This is a genomic window from Streptomyces sp. NPDC101194 (genome assembly GCF_044767885.1).
Lineage (GTDB): Bacteria > Actinomycetota > Actinomycetes > Streptomycetales > Streptomycetaceae > Streptomyces.
Map to the genome: position 1 here is coordinate 988,149 of NZ_JBIWOS010000002.1, position 14,585 is coordinate 1,002,733.

Consider the following 14,585-nt stretch of genomic DNA (forward strand, 5'->3'; position numbering starts at 1 on the left):
ACTGTAGGAGACCTCCGCGCTGCCCCGTCCTCCCGGCCGGTCGACGTGCGGACCAGATCGTCGAGGCAGTGCTGAACACCCGTCAAGTCTGCTTGTCACAGCATGACTTGCTATCTCCTCCGCGATCGTGGGCGGTCATGTTCATGGGCCTGAGGGTGTCGGGCGTCATGCCCGTGTGGTGAAGAGTGCGGGCCTTCCCGGTGTCGCGCGGCGTTGCGCCGCCCGGGTGAGGTTCCGGGCCGCTGCGCCGTGTCTGCGCCGCCGCTCGCGCGGGTGCGCCTTCAGTGGACGGACGAAACCAGTGTGATCAGCTACATATGACACCAAGAATGCAGAATCCGACCCATTCCGGTGCGGGTGGGCCGGTCCGGCCGCGGAGGTATCAGCCATGTCCCACGTCGGCGTCCCGCGGGGGACGGCCCGAAAGCGCCGCTCGCTCGCGCTCCTCACGGCGGGCGTGCTGACGCTCCCCGTGCTGGCGGGCTGCAGCTCCGACGACGACGGCGCGGCGGGCGCCGTCGTCCCCCAGGACATCGCGATCGCGGGCCGGGACCTGGTCGCCCAGGGGGGCACGGTCAACTGGGCGATCGACACCATGCCCACCACCCTCAACGTCTTCCAGGCCGACGCCGACAGCGCCACCACCCGGATCACCGGTGCGCTGCTGCCGACGCTGTTCCCCCTGGACGCCAAGGGCAGGCCGCAGCTGAATCCGGACTACCTGGAGTCCGCGAAGGTGGTCGAGCGCGAGCCCAGGCAGGTGGTGCTCTACCGGCTCAACCAGCAGGCGGTGTGGAGCGACGGGCGGGACATCGGGGCGCCCGACTTCGTCGCCCAGTGGCGGGCGCTGCGCGGCAAGGACTCGGCGTACTGGACCGCCCGCAACGCCGGCTACGAGCGGATCGAGAAGATCGAGCGGGGCGCCGACGACCAAGAGGTCCGGGTCACCTTCGCCAAGCCGTACGCGGACTGGCGCTCGCTCTTCTCCCCGCTGTACCCGAAGGAGGTGACCGGCTCTCCGAACTCCTTCAACGACGGCGCGCGGACCACCCTCAAGGCCACCGCCGGACCGTTCCGGCTGGGCGGGGTGGACACGAAGGCCGGCGAAGTCACCCTGGTCCGCAATCCGCGCTGGTGGGGCGGGACCGCCAGGCTCGACAAGCTGGTCTTCCGGGCCGTCAAGCCGCAGGACCGCGCCCAGGCGCTGACCGAGGGGAGGATCGACGTCGCCGATGTCGACGCCGCCGCGGCGCACCGGATCGTGCAGGCGGGCCGCGACGGCGGCGGGAACGGGCAGCCGCTCGCCCAGGGCCCCGGCTCCGGGGACGGCCCGGCCGCCGCACTGCGCTCCTGGGCCGCGGCACACGGCTCGAACGAGGAGGAGGCGGCGGCGGCGCAGGCGGCCAGGGAGAAGGCCAGGGCGGCGGCGGAGGCGTACACCGCCGAGCAGGGCAAGCTGCGCTCGTACGTGGTCCGCAAGTCGCTGGAGCCCGCGTACACCCAGCTCGCGCTGAACGGCGAGTCCGGGCCGCTGGCCGACGACCGGGTGCGCCGGGCGGTCGCCCGCGCCCTGAACCGCCAGGAGCTCGTCGACACCGTGCTCAAACCGCTCGGCCTGCCCGCCACACCGCTCGGCAGCCACCTGGCCCTGGCCGGACAGCCCGCGTACAAGGACGGCAGCGGCGCGCTCGGCGGCCAGGACACCGAGGAGGCGCGGGCGCTGCTGGCCGAGGCGGGCTGGACGCGGGAGGGCGCGGTCAAGAAGCCGGACGGCACCAAGGCGGGCAGCGAGGCCGGGAAGAAGGGGACGAAGGAGAAGGAGACCAGCGCCGGGAAGGACGACAAGCCGGCCGCGTCCGAGAAGGCCGGCCCGCCCGGCGGCAAGCCCGGCACCGAGGGCGACGACGGCAAGGCCGGCCGTGGCACCCCGGGCACCCGGAGCGACGACGGCAGGGCCGACGACGCCGCCCACAGGCGTGAGCCCGCCGCCGACGACGGCCTGTACATCGTGGGCGCCGACAACAAGCCCGGTGGCGGCGACGGGGCGGGGAACGCCGGCCAGGCCCTCGCCCCCTCGCCCGCCGCCGCGATCCACAGCGCCGCTCTGCTGCGTCAGGCCGGACGCCTGGCCGGGTCCGGCACCACCGAGGACGCCGTCTCCGAGGTCGCCGCCCAGGACAGGCGGCCGGCCGACGCCACCGGCGCGTACGCCCCTGCGGGCACCGCGGCCTCCGAGCGGGCCGCCGAGGCGCGCCGCGGCCCGCTCGGCAAGGACGGCAAGCCGCTGACCCTGCGCTTCGTCCTGCCGTCGGGTCCGGGGTCGGAGCCGCTGCGCGCGGTCGGGGAGAGGATCTCCGCGATGCTCGACGCGATCGGCATCGGCACGTCGATCACCAAGGTCTCCGACGACAGCTACTTCAAGGACCACATCGCCTCCGGCGACTACGACCTGGCGCTGTACTCCTGGCCGGCCACCGCCTACCCGGCCACCGACGACCGCCCGATCTTCGCCAAGCCGGTGCCCGCCACCGACGGCTCGCTGCTGGTCGAGCAGAACTACACCCGCGTCGGCACGGACCACATCGACCAGCTCTTCGACCAGGCGGCGTCGGAGCTCGACGAGGGGGCCGCCCAGAACCTGATGAAGCAGGCGGACGCCCGGATCTGGGCCGCGGCAGGATCGATTCCTCTCTACCAGCGTCCGCAGCTCGTCGCGACGAACAGAAAGCTGGCGAACGTCGGCGCCTTCGGGCTCGGGGCACCCCACTACCAGGACATCGGTTTCAAGAATCCGCAGGCCGCCGGAGCCCCGGCGAACAAGAAGAAGTAGCAGGTCAGAAACGAATCGCAAGCTCAGAACTGGCTCAAGTCCCTTGCCCGCCGGGCTCCCCGGCGGGCAAGGTCGTGCCTACCCGCTGACCCGGGTGGCCGCTCACTCCCCCCACCTCCGAGCCCCACCCCGGAGCCCCGGCTCCGGGGTGGGGGCCCGGAGCCGCAGCTTCGGAGCCCCACCTCTGAAGTTGCTCAAATCCGGCGTCCGGACCGACCGCCCGGGGGACCGTGGACATGACCACCGGTGAAATTCACCGCAAGTCATGACCACGGGGACGGAAACATGAAGCGGACACGGACTGTCGTCACTACGACCGCGTTGCTCGTCGCGGGACTCCTCGCCGTTGTGAGCGGCTGCACATCGGCATCGAGCGACGCGGCCAACCGGGAGGAGCCTCGGCCGGCCGGTTCGACGACAGCCGGGCGGACCGGCGCGGACAGTGTCCCCGTATCGGATGCACGGGCTTGCCGGGGCGGCACCTACACCTGGTTCAACACTCAGCGCCTCTCGGTGCTCAACGGGGTCACGGAGGCCCAGCGCGTCACCGCCGCAAAGACCGTCGGCGCCGACCGGCCGATGCTCCGCCTGCGGACGGACATGGCGTCCCTGGACACCGAGGGACCCGCGCTGGGCTCGGACGCCGTACTGGGTGCGCTCGCTGTTCACCTCGGCCTGGCGGACGAGGGGAACCCGGATGCGGCGGGGCTGGACAAGCCGGGGGAGTACCCGCCCCTCGACACCGGTGCCGGTGAGTTCAGCGGCCCCGCCGGCCACTACGTCTCGTACAGCGCATTCCAGCTGATCGAGACCGATTTCCGCTACTCCTGTGGGCACGGCAAGCAGCACGAGCCGACCTTCGGGCATGTGGTGACCGCCACCGCCCCGGTCGGCGGAATCCTCCGCTGCGAGGAGCCGCTCCGCAAGCACGCGTCCGCCGCGGCCCGAGAGGCCGTACGGCTGTCCTGCGGTCGGTAGGAATCGCCCGGGAAGCCGCCACGGCGCCAGCCCCGTACCATGGTGGGTAGCCGTGGCGCGTCCGCCCGGCGGGCGTACGAGGACCCGAGACCGACTGAGACGCCTGATCCCACGACCGAGAGAAGCGCTAGCCACCCATGCCCACGCGCCACGACATCCGTAACGTAGCCATCGTCGCCCACGTCGACCACGGCAAGACCACCCTGGTCGACGCCATGCTCAGGCAGGCCGGCGCCTTCGCCGCGCACGCCGCCGAGAACCTCGACGAACGCATGATGGACTCGAACGACCTGGAGCGTGAGAAGGGCATCACGATCCTCGCCAAGAACACGGCGGTGAAGTATCACCCCAAGGACGGCGGGGACCCGATCACGATCAACATCATCGACACCCCCGGCCACGCCGACTTCGGCGGCGAGGTCGAGCGCGGCCTGTCGATGGTGGACGCGGTCGTGCTGCTCGTCGACGCCTCCGAGGGCCCGCTTCCGCAGACCCGTTTCGTGCTGCGCAAGGCGCTCGCCGCGAAGATGCCGGTCATCCTCTGCATCAACAAGACGGACCGCCCCGACTCCCGGATCGCCGAGGTCGTCGACGAGACGTACGACCTGTTCCTGGACCTGGACGCGGACGAGGACCAGATCGAGTTCCCGATCGTCTACGCCTGCGCCCGTGACGGCGTGGCCTCGCTGACCAAGCCCGAGGACGGCACCGTCCCGCAGGACAGCGACAACCTGGAGCCGTTCTTCTCCACGGTCCTGGCGCACGTCCCGGCCCCGGAGTACGACGACGAGGCCCCGCTGCAGGCCCACGTCACCAACCTGGACGCCGACAACTTCCTCGGCCGCATCGCGCTCTGCCGTGTCGAGCAGGGCGAGCTGCGCAAGGGCCAGACCGTCACCTGGATCAAGCGCGACGGCACGATGTCCAACGTCCGCATCACCGAGCTGCTGATGACCGAGGCGCTCACCCGTAAGCCGGCCGAGGTGGCGGGCCCCGGCGACATCTGCGCCATCGCGGGCATCCCGGACATCATGATCGGCGAGACCCTGGCCGACCCCGAGAACCCGGTCGCGCTGCCGCTGATCACGGTCGACGAGCCGGCCATCTCGATGACCATCGGCACGAACACCTCGCCGCTCGTCGGCAAGGGCGGCAAGGGCCACAAGGTCACCGCCCGCCAGGTGAAGGACCGCCTCGACCGCGAGCTGATCGGTAACGTCTCGCTCCGCGTCCTGGACACCGAGCGCCCGGACGCCTGGGAGGTCCAGGGCCGCGGTGAGCTCGCGCTGGCCATCCTCGTCGAGCAGATGCGCCGTGAGGGCTTCGAGCTCACGGTCGGCAAGCCGGAGGTCGTCACCAAGCAGGTCGACGGCAAGACGCACGAGCCGATCGAGCGCATGACGATCGACTCCCCCGAGGAGCACCTCGGTGCGATCACCCAGCTGATGGCGACCCGCAAGGGCCGCATGGAGACGATGACGAACCACGGTTCGGGCTGGGTCCGCATGGAGTGGATCGTTCCGTCCCGCGGCCTCATCGGCTTCCGTACGGAGTTCCTGACGCAGACCCGCGGCACGGGCATCGCGCACTCCATCTTCGAGGGCCACGAGCCGTGGTTCGGCGAGCTGCGCACCCGTCACAACGGCTCCCTGGTCGCCGACCGCGCGGGCTCCGTGACGCCGTTCGCGATGGTCAACCTCCAGGAGCGCGGTGTCATCTTCACCGAGGCCGGCACCGAGGTCTACGAGGGCATGATCATCGGCGAGAACTCCCGCGCCGACGACATGGACGTGAACATCACCAAGGAGAAGAAGCTCACCAACATGCGTGCGGCTTCCGCGGACACCACGGAGAACGTGGTCCCGGCCCGCAAGCTCTCCCTGGAGCAGTCCCTGGAGTTCTGCCGCGAGGACGAGTGCATCGAGGTGACCCCGGAGACGGTCCGCATCCGCAAGGTCGTCCTGGACCAGAAGGAGCGCGGCCGCGCCGCGTCCCGCGCCAAGCGCTGACGCCACACAGGCCGACGGCTCCTCCGCAAGAGCCGTTCGAGCCATTGACATGAGACCCGGGCCCCCGCAGACACTGTGGGGGCCCGGTCTTTGCGTCAACTCGTTTTTCTGCCCGGGGTGTCCGGTTATCGAGCGTCGCTCTCCGGAACATGTGTTAACGGTCCGTTTCGGGCGTGTCTGTCTGGGATCGCTTTGTCCGGATTTCGGTCATCGACACCCTGCCGATGTTGTCAAACCGAGACCCTTTAAGTGTGGTTTATGGCCCGCTCGTACTCAATAGTTGGCTCCATTGAGCTCGGGTCAATGGGTCACGCACTGTGGGGAGTGCCGACTCACGAGCACACTCAGGGCACTGAAACGATCACCGTCAGGGGTGTCGGTGTATCACTCCAGTGCCCTTCTTGTAGTCAAAAGTGGACTCATGAGGAGGAAACCCATGCGTGGTGCCAAGAGCGCCAAGTGGGTCGCGGGAGCGGCCGTCATCGCCCTGGCCGCGACCGCCTGTGGTGGTAGCGACAAGGGCAGTGACAGCGGCATGAACTCGGGCAAGGCGGACCCGAACGGGATCCTGACCGCCCAGCTCAGCGAGCCGCAGAACCCGCTGCAGCCGGCGAACGCCAAGGAGAGCCAGGGCAGCCGTGTCCTCGGCGCCATCTTCGCGGGCCTCGTCAGCTACGAGCCCGGCACCGGCAAGCTCACGTACATCAACGCCGAGTCCGTGACGCCCAACGCCGACTCGTCCGTGTGGACCGTCAAGCTCAAGCCGGGCTGGAAGTTCCACGACGGCACCACGGTCACCGCCAAGTCCTACGTGGACTCCTGGAACTGGTCTGCCAACGTCAAGAACAACCAGACCAACTCCAGCTGGTTCCAGGACATCAAGGGCTACTCCGACGTCCACCCGGACAAGGGTGACCCGAAGAAGACCGAGATGGAAGGCCTGAAGGTCGTTGACGACAACACCTTCACGATTTCCCTCAGCGGTCCGGTCTCGTACTTCGCGTACAAGCTGGGCTACGACGTCTGGGCGCCGCTGCCCGAGTCCTTCTTCAAGGACCCGAAGGCCGCCGGCCAGCACCCGATCGGCAACGGTCCCTACAAGTTCGTCTCGTGGGACCACAACAAGCTGATCAAGGTTCGGAAGTTCGACGGTTACCAGGGCCCGAACAAGGCCAAGAACGGTGGCATCGACTTCAAGAACTACACGAACGCCGAGGCCGCCTACTCGGCTCTGCGCTCGGACCAGCTCGACTGGATCGAGCAGGTCCCCGTGACCTCGCTGAAGAACTACAAGCAGGACCTCGGCGACCGTGCGATCGACCAGGAGTACTCCGCGGTCCAGTCGATCGTCCCGGCGTTCTACACCAAGCAGTTCAAGAACATCAACCCCAAGGTCATCCAGGGCCTGTCGATGGCGATCGACCGTGAGACGATCACGAAGACCGTCCTCAACGGAACCCGTACCCCGGCCGACTCGTACGTCGCCCGCGGCGTGCTCGGCTACAAGGCCGGCGCCCTCGGCGACATCGTGAAGTACGACCCGGCCAAGGCCAAGGCCCTCATCACCGAGGGTGGCGGCGTCCCGGGCAACAAGATCTCGATCCAGTACAACGCGGACCAGCCGCACAAGGCGTGGGTCGACGCGGTCTGCAACAGCATCCGCCAGGCCACCGGCGTCGAGTGCGTCGGCGACTCCAAGCCGGACTTCGCGACCGACCTGAACGCCCGTGACGGCAAGAAGGTCAAGTCCATGTACCGCGGTGGCTGGGTGCTCGACTACCCGGTCAACTCGAACTTCATGCGCGACCTGTACGGCACGACGGCCGCCGGTAACACCAGTGGTTACTCCAACAAGGCGTTCGACGAGCTCACCTCCAAGGCCGACAAGGCGAAGACCCTTGACGAGACCGTGAAGATGTACCAGGAGGCCGAGCAGCTCCTGGCCAAGGACATGCCGTCGATCCCGCTGTGGTTCTACAAGGTCAACTCCGGCCAGTCGAAGAACGTGTTCGGCAAGATCGTTTACGGTCAGGACGGCGACCCCATCTTCACCGACGTTCAGGTGAAGTCGAAGAAGTAAGTTTCGGGACCTGCCGGCCGGTGCCGCCCTCCGGAACGGATGGCGGCACCGGCTCGCGGGCGTTGGCCCGGCAACCTCCCCCCACAACCCCGCGGTGGAGACCATGTGTAGGCCATCGCCGACCCCTCACGGCATGGAGGCATGATGGGGCGCTACGTCGCTAGGCGACTGCTCCAGATGATCCCGGTGTTCATCGGGACTACTCTGTTGATTTTCCTTATGGTCCACATCCTTCCCGGTGATCCGATCCGGGCGATGTGGGGTGACAAGGCTGCCGACCCCGCACAGGTCGCGGAGCTGCGTCACAAGTTCGGACTGGACCAGTCCCTTCCCATGCAGTACATCAACTACATGAAGGACCTGTTCCAGCTGAACTTCGGCGAGACCTTCGGCGGTCGTCCCGTCTGGGACGAGATGACGAGGGCTTTCCCCGTCACGATCCGTCTCACCATCGTCGCGATGGTCATCGAGATGATCGTGGGTCTCAGCCTCGGCGCCTGGGCCGGACTGAAGGCGGGCAAGGCACCGGACACCGGCGTGCTGATCTTCACGCTGGTCGTCATCTCGATCCCCGTGTTCATCCTCGGCTACGTGGCCCGGTTCGTCTTCGCGGACACACTGCACTGGGTCGCGCCGAACGTCGAAGACTCGATGGACATCACGCAGTTGTTCCTGCCGGGCTTCGTCCTGGCCATGCTCTCCATGGCATACGTCGCCCGACTGACACGTACGACCTTCGCCGAGAACCTGCGCGCGGACTACATGCGCACGGCACTCGCGAAGGGGCTGCCACGGCGTCGCATCGTCGGGGTGCACCTGCTGCGCAACTCGCTGATCCCGGTGGTCACGTTCCTCGGTACGGACGTCGGCGGCTTCATCGGCGGCGCGGTCGTCACCGAGGGCATCTTCAATGTCCAGGGTGTCGGAAACCTTCTCTACCGGGCGCTCCAGCAGCGTGAAGGCTCCACCATCGTCGGTGTCGTCACCGTATTCGTACTGATCATTCTCGTGATCAACCTGATTGTCGACCTGCTGTACGCGGTCCTGGACCCGAGGATCCGGTATGCCTGACGTGACGAAGGACCAGAGCATCAAGGACGCCGGAGCGGACGCGGTCGCGTCTGCGACGGTGGACGCGGAGAGCCCCGTCAAGGAATCCACCGGCAAGCCTCGTGGTCTGTGGGGTGACGCCTGGTTCGACCTGCGCCACCGCCCCATGTTCTGGATATCGGCAAGCCTGTTGGTCCTGCTGCTGGTGATCGCGGCCTTCCCCGGCCTGTTCACCGGCGCCGACCCTCGGGCCGGCGATCTGACGCACCACTACCTGACGAAGCCCGAACTCGGGCACTTCTTCCAGGCGGACTGGTTCGGTTACGACGTCCAGGGCCGCTCGATCTACGCGCGTGTCATCTACGGCACCCGCGCCTCGATCCTCGTCGGCGTCGGCGTCACCGTGGCGATCACCATCATCGGCGGCCTGCTGGGTCTGCTCGCCGGATTCTTCGGCGGCTGGCTCGACGCGATCATCTCCCGCATCACGGACATCTTCTTCGGTCTGCCCTTCCTGCTCGGCACGATGGTCGTCCTGAACGCCTTCGCCGAGCGCAAGGTGTACGTCGTGATCGCGGCCCTCGCCTTCCTCGGCTGGACCTCGATCTGCCGTGTGATGCGTGCATCGGTGATCACCGCGAAGCAGGCGGACTACGTGACGGCGGCACGCGCTCTCGGCGCGGGGACCGGCCGGATGCTGTTCCGCCATGTCCTGCCCAACGCCCTCGCGCCGACCATCGTCGTCGCCACCATCGCTCTCGGTGGTTTCATCTCGGCCGAGGCGACGCTGTCCTACCTGGGTCTGGGTCTCGCCGACCCGACCATCTCGTGGGGCATCGACATCGCGTCGGGCAGCGAAGAGATCCGTAACAACGTGCATGTGCTGCTGTTCCCGGCAGGAATGCTCAGCCTCACGGTCTTCGCGTTCATCATGCTCGGCGACGCGGTGCGCGACGCCCTCGACCCGAAGCTGCGCTGAGGAGGGCGTACGACGTGACCATCATGGACAAGACAGCAGACATCCCGGCGCCCCGTGCCGGGGGACCGGACGACAGCCCGCTCCTCGAAGTGCGCGACCTGCACGTGGAGTTCCACACCCGTGACGGAGTGGCCAAGGCCGTCAACGGTGTGAACTACAGCGTCAACTCGGGCGAGACCCTGGCGGTGCTCGGCGAGTCCGGCTCCGGCAAGTCCGTGACCGCTCAGGCGATCATGGGCATTCTCGACATGCCGCCCGGCAAGATCCCGCAGGGCCAGATCCTGTACCGCGGCCAGGACATGCTCACGATGGGCTACGAGGAGCGGCGGAAGATCCGTGGCCAGAAGATCGCGATGATCTTCCAGGACGCGCTCTCCTCGCTCAACCCCGTGCTCTCGGTCGGCTACCAGCTCGGCGAGATGTTCCGTGTCCACCAGGGACTCTCCAAGAAGCAGGCGAAGCTCAAGGCCATCGAGCTGATGGAGCGGGTCAAGATCCCCGCCGCCAAGGAGCGGGTCAACGACTATCCGCACCAGTTCTCCGGCGGCATGCGCCAGCGCATCATGATCGCCATGGCGCTGGCCCTGGAGCCGGACCTGATCATCGCGGACGAGCCGACCACCGCGCTCGACGTGACGGTCCAGGCCCAGGTCATGGACCTGCTCAAGGAGCTCCAGACCGAGTTCAACATGGGTCTGATCCTGATCACCCACGACCTCGGCGTCGTCGCCGACGTCGCGGACAAGATCGCGGTCATGTACGCGGGCCGGATCGTCGAGACAGCACCGGTGCACGAGCTCTACAAGCGGCCCGCGCACCCGTACACCCGGGGTCTGCTCGACTCGATCCCGCGCCTCGATCAGAAGGGCCAGGAGCTCTACGCGATCAAGGGGCTGCCGCCCAACCTGCTCAAGATTCCGTCCGGCTGCGCCTTCAACCCCAGGTGCCCGAAGGCGGAGGACATCTGCCGCACGGAGATTCCGGCCCTGGTGCCGGTCTCCGAGCAGGACGGCAGCGAACTGCCCGGCCGCGGCAGCGCCTGCCACTTCTGGAAGGAGACGATCCATGGCTGAGCTCGACAAGACGGACGGATCGTTGGACAGCACCCCGAACGTCACCGACGTCGTGGAGGTCGAGGCCGCCGACGAGACGGCGGCGGTCGCGGCGATCGACGCCCCGGTGGAACGCGGTGAGCCGATCCTCCAGGTGCGCAATCTGGTCAAGCACTTCCCGCTGAGCCAGGGCATCCTCTTCAAGCGCCAGATCGGCGCCGTCAAGGCCGTGGACGGGGTCTCCTTCGACCTCTACCAGGGCGAGACGCTCGGCATCGTCGGCGAGTCGGGCTGTGGCAAGTCCACGGTCGCGCGGCTGCTGATGACGCTGGAGACGGCCACGTCCGGCGAGGTCTTCTACAAGGGCCAGGACATCACCCGGCTGTCGGGACGCGCGCTGAAGGCCGTGCGCCGCAACATCCAGATGGTGTTCCAGGACCCGTACACGTCGCTGAACCCGCGTATGACGGTCGGCGACATCATCGGCGAGCCCTTCGACATCCACCCCGAGGTGGCGCCGAAGGGGGACCGGCGGCGCAAGGTCCAGGACCTGCTGGACGTCGTGGGTCTCAACCCGGAGTACATCAACCGCTATCCGCACCAGTTCTCCGGCGGTCAGCGCCAGCGCATCGGCATCGCCCGCGGCCTCGCGCTCAACCCGGAGATCATCATCTGCGACGAGCCGGTCTCCGCGCTCGACGTGTCGGTGCAGGCGCAGGTCATCAACCTGATGGAGAAGCTCCAGGACGAGTTCAACCTCTCCTACCTCTTCATCGCGCACGACCTGTCGATCGTCCGGCACATCTCCGACCGGGTCGGCGTGATGTACCTCGGCAAGATGGCCGAGATCGGCACGGACGAGGAGATCTACGACCACCCGACGCATCCCTACACCCAGGCGCTGCTGTCGGCGGTCCCGGTCCCCGACCCGGAGGCCCGCGAGCGCGGCGAGCGGATCATCCTCACCGGTGACGTCCCGTCGCCGGCGAACCCGCCGTCGGGCTGCAGTTTCCGTACGCGGTGCTGGAAGGCGACGGACAAGTGCGCCACGGAGACGCCGCTGCTGGCGGTCCCCGAGCGCTTGAAGTCCGTGGACTCCCCGGCCGCGCACGAATCGGCGTGCCACTTCGCCGAGGAGAAGGACGTCGTCGGCGCGGCTTCGTAGTACGCGCGGCTTCGTAGCACGGAGCGTGTGACACCCGGGGCCCGGAACCTGCCAAGGTTCCGGGCCCCGAGCCGTGCCCGGCGGCCGTGCGCACCGTCGTGCCCGGCGGCCGTGCGGCCGGACGTGGAGGCGCCCGGAACCGGTCGGTTCCGGGCGCCCTTCCCGTATGTCCGGGAACCGGCCTCGCGGGTGGCTCGGGTCAAGGGGCTCACGTGCCCGGTTCCTCGGGGCGGGGGAGCCCCGCGGTCCCCGGACCGGTCGGGTCCGTGTCGGCGACGGCGCCCCGGGGCCGGAGCCAGGGGGCTGTCAGGCCCCGGCTCCGGGGTCGTCGGTGGTCTTGTCGGACTCCGGCCCCTGCGAGGCCTCACGGGCCTTCGGGACGCTCGGCACGGCCTGGGAGTCCTCGGGGTAGTGGCAGGCCGTCAGATGGCCTTCCCGGCTGCCCTCCACCCGTACCAGTGGCGGCGCCTCGCTCGCGCACTTGTCCGTCGCCTTCCAGCAACGGGTACGGAAGCGGCAGCCGGACGGCGGGTCGACCGGGGAGGGCACGTCGCCGGCCAGGCGGATGCGCTCACGGGCCGGCGCCTCGTCGGCGGACGCCTCGGGCACGGCGGAGAGCAGCGCTCTGGTGTACGGGTGACGCGGATTGCCGTACAGGTCCTCCCGATCGGCGATCTCCACGATCCTGCCGAGGTACATGACCGCCACGCGCTGCGAGAAGTGGCGCACGACGGCCAGGTCGTGGGCGATGAACAGGAACGCGATGCCGAGTTCCTTCTGCAGCTGCTGGAGCAGGTTCACCACCTGGGCCTGGATCGAGACGTCCAGCGCCGAGACCGGCTCGTCGGCCACGATCAGCTTGGGCTCCAGGGCGAGGGCGCGGGCCACGCCGATGCGCTGGCGCTGACCGCCGGAGAACTCGTGCGGGAAGCGGTTGTAGTGCTCCGGGTTGAGGCCGACGGTCTCCAGCAGCTCCCGCACCCGCGCCTCCCGGCCGCCCGCCGGGTCGATGCCGTTGATCTCCATCGGCGCGGTGATGATCTTGCCGACGGTCTGCCGCGGGTTCAGCGAGGCGTACGGGTCCTGGAAGATCATCTGGATCTCCGAGCGGACCGGGGCCAGTTGCTTGCGCGAGGCGTGGGCGATGTCCTGCCCGCGGTAGGTGATCCGGCCGGCCGTCGGCTCCAGGAGCCGGGTGATCAGCCGGCCGGTCGTCGACTTGCCGCAGCCGGACTCGCCGACCAGACCCAGGCTCTCGCCCTCGTGCACGGTGAAGTCCACCCCGTCGACGGCCTGCACCGCGCCGACCGTCCGCCGGATCGGGAAGCCGCCCTTGATCGGGAAGTGCTTGGTGAGTCCGGCGACGTCCAGGAGGGGATCTGTGCTGCTCATGGTGGGGAAGTCCCGTCTCTTGTACGTCAGTTGGGCCGGGTGCCGGCGAAGTCGGCGAAGAACTCGGTGCGCTGCTCCGCGGTGAGGTGACAGGCGGCCCCGCGCCCGGCCACCAGCTCCAGCGGCGGCTGGTCGGTCGCACAACGCTTGCCGCCGACCTGCTCGGTGAAGGAGCACCGCGGGTGGAAGCGGCAGCCGGACGGCGGGTTGAGGAGGCTCGGAGGCGAGCCGGGGATCGGCGACAGCGGTACGTCGACCGGGCCTTCGAGGCTCGGCATGGATCCCAGCAGCCCCCAGGTGTACGGGTGCTGGGGCGCCCGCAGCACCTCCTTCTTGGTGCCGCGCTCCACGCACCGGCCGCCGTACATCACCAGCACGTCGTCGGCGATGTCGGCGATGACCCCGAGGTCGTGGGTGATGAAGATGATCGAGGTGCCGGTCTCCTGCTGGAGGTCCTTGAGCAGGTCCATGATCTGGGCCTGCACGGTGACGTCCAGCGCGGTCGTCGGCTCGTCCGCGATCAGCAGCGCCGGGTCGCAGACCAGTGCCATGGCGATCATCGCGCGCTGGCGCATACCGCCGGAGAACTGGTGCGGATAGTCGTCCACCCGCAGATCGGGCTGCGGGATGCCCACCTTGGTGAGCATCTCGACGGCCCGCGCCCTGGCGTCCCGCTTGGAGGCGCCGGTGTGCTTGCGGAACGTCTCGCCGATCTGCTTGCCGACGGTGTGGTACGGCGAGAGCGAGGCCAGCGCGTCCTGGAAGATCATCGCCATCTTGTTGCCGCGCAGCTGCTCCAGCTCCCGCTCCGAGGCGGCCAGCAGATCCTGGCCGTCGAGCAGGATCTCGCCCTCGATCTCGGTGTGGTCGGGGTGGTGCAGGCCGAGGATCGTCAGATTGGTGACGGACTTGCCGGAGCCCGACTCGCCGACGATGCCGAGGGTCTTGCCGCGCTCGACGTCGAAGGACAGCCCGTCGACGGCCTTGACCATGCCGTCTTCGGTGGAGAAGTGCACGCGCAGATCGCGTACGGAGAGGAAGGGGGTGCTC

General features: G+C 68.5%; 10 protein-coding genes. 8 read left to right on the forward strand and 2 right to left on the reverse strand.

Annotated elements, in window-relative coordinates; all coding sequences use genetic code 11:
- Positions 1 to 388: 388 nt before the first annotated feature.
- The 8 genes from ACIRP2_RS11235 (at position 389) to ACIRP2_RS11270 (ending at position 12,143) form a co-directional block, all read left to right on the forward strand.
- Entirely contained in the window at positions 389 to 2,830 is a 2,442-nt protein-coding gene (locus ACIRP2_RS11235) for an ABC transporter family substrate-binding protein (RefSeq protein ID WP_404248743.1), read from the forward strand.
- Between the two features lie 285 nt (positions 2,831 to 3,115).
- The gene (locus ACIRP2_RS11240; RefSeq protein ID WP_404248745.1) at positions 3,116 to 3,808 is read left to right on the forward strand and encodes a hypothetical protein; all 693 of its coding nucleotides are present in this window, start codon (positions 3,116 to 3,118) and stop codon (positions 3,806 to 3,808) included.
- 137 nt (positions 3,809 to 3,945) lie between these two features.
- A complete protein-coding gene (gene typA / locus ACIRP2_RS11245; RefSeq protein ID WP_404248747.1) occupies positions 3,946 to 5,817 on the forward strand; it encodes a translational GTPase TypA in 1,872 nt (623 codons plus the stop codon).
- A gap of 436 nt (positions 5,818 to 6,253) precedes the next feature.
- Complete coding sequence (locus tag ACIRP2_RS11250) at positions 6,254 to 7,897, forward strand: ABC transporter substrate-binding protein (protein WP_404248749.1); 1,644 nt, start codon at positions 6,254 to 6,256, stop codon at positions 7,895 to 7,897.
- 144 nt (positions 7,898 to 8,041) lie between these two features.
- On the forward strand, positions 8,042 to 8,968 hold the full coding sequence (locus ACIRP2_RS11255; protein ID WP_404248750.1) for an ABC transporter permease: 927 nt from the start codon (positions 8,042 to 8,044) through the stop codon (positions 8,966 to 8,968).
- Positions 8,961 to 9,926: an ABC transporter permease gene (locus ACIRP2_RS11260; RefSeq protein ID WP_404248752.1), complete on the forward strand. Its 966-nt coding sequence runs from the start codon at positions 8,961 to 8,963 to the stop codon at positions 9,924 to 9,926. Before ACIRP2_RS11255 ends, ACIRP2_RS11260 begins: the two co-directional genes overlap by 8 nt.
- Positions 9,927 to 9,940: 14 nt before the next feature.
- Positions 9,941 to 10,999 (forward strand): ABC transporter ATP-binding protein, encoded by a 1,059-nt coding sequence (locus tag ACIRP2_RS11265; protein ID WP_404248754.1) that lies wholly within the window; start codon positions 9,941 to 9,943, stop codon positions 10,997 to 10,999.
- Positions 10,992 to 12,143 (forward strand): ABC transporter ATP-binding protein, encoded by a 1,152-nt coding sequence (locus ACIRP2_RS11270; RefSeq protein WP_404248756.1) that lies wholly within the window; start codon positions 10,992 to 10,994, stop codon positions 12,141 to 12,143. The genes ACIRP2_RS11265 and ACIRP2_RS11270 overlap by 8 nt, the downstream gene beginning before the upstream one ends.
- A 306-nt stretch (positions 12,144 to 12,449) precedes the next feature.
- Here the strand turns inward: ACIRP2_RS11270 and ACIRP2_RS11275 are convergent, their stop codons facing one another.
- Together ACIRP2_RS11275 and ACIRP2_RS11280 are read right to left on the reverse strand one after the other, a co-directional pair.
- Positions 12,450 to 13,535: an ABC transporter ATP-binding protein gene (locus ACIRP2_RS11275; RefSeq protein WP_404248758.1), complete on the reverse strand. Its 1,086-nt coding sequence runs from the start codon at positions 13,533 to 13,535 to the stop codon at positions 12,450 to 12,452.
- Between the two features lie 26 nt (positions 13,536 to 13,561).
- On the reverse strand, positions 13,562 to 14,527 hold the full coding sequence (locus ACIRP2_RS11280) for an ABC transporter ATP-binding protein (RefSeq protein WP_404249462.1): 966 nt from the start codon (positions 14,525 to 14,527) through the stop codon (positions 13,562 to 13,564).
- Positions 14,528 to 14,585 lie beyond the last annotated feature (58 nt).

What these genes read in the sequence shown, in the direction of transcription:
- typA (WP_404248747.1), top strand. Translation starts at nt 3,946, where the DNA reads ATGCCCACGCGCCACGACATCCGTAACGTAGCCATCGTCGCCCACGTC.
- ACIRP2_RS11250 (WP_404248749.1), top strand. Translation starts at nt 6,254, where the DNA reads ATGCGTGGTGCCAAGAGCGCCAAGTGGGTCGCGGGAGCGGCCGTCATC.
- ACIRP2_RS11255 (WP_404248750.1), top strand. Translation starts at nt 8,042, where the DNA reads ATGGGGCGCTACGTCGCTAGGCGACTGCTCCAGATGATCCCGGTGTTC.
- ACIRP2_RS11235 (WP_404248743.1), top strand. Translation starts at nt 389, where the DNA reads ATGTCCCACGTCGGCGTCCCGCGGGGGACGGCCCGAAAGCGCCGCTCG.
- ACIRP2_RS11275 (WP_404248758.1), bottom strand. Translation starts at nt 13,535, where the DNA reads ATGAGCAGCACAGATCCCCTCCTGGACGTCGCCGGACTCACCAAGCAC.
- ACIRP2_RS11270 (WP_404248756.1), top strand. Translation starts at nt 10,992, where the DNA reads ATGGCTGAGCTCGACAAGACGGACGGATCGTTGGACAGCACCCCGAAC.
- ACIRP2_RS11260 (WP_404248752.1), top strand. Translation starts at nt 8,961, where the DNA reads ATGCCTGACGTGACGAAGGACCAGAGCATCAAGGACGCCGGAGCGGAC.
- ACIRP2_RS11280 (WP_404249462.1), bottom strand. Translation starts at nt 14,527, where the DNA reads ATGGTCAAGGCCGTCGACGGGCTGTCCTTCGACGTCGAGCGCGGCAAG.
- ACIRP2_RS11240 (WP_404248745.1), top strand. Translation starts at nt 3,116, where the DNA reads ATGAAGCGGACACGGACTGTCGTCACTACGACCGCGTTGCTCGTCGCG.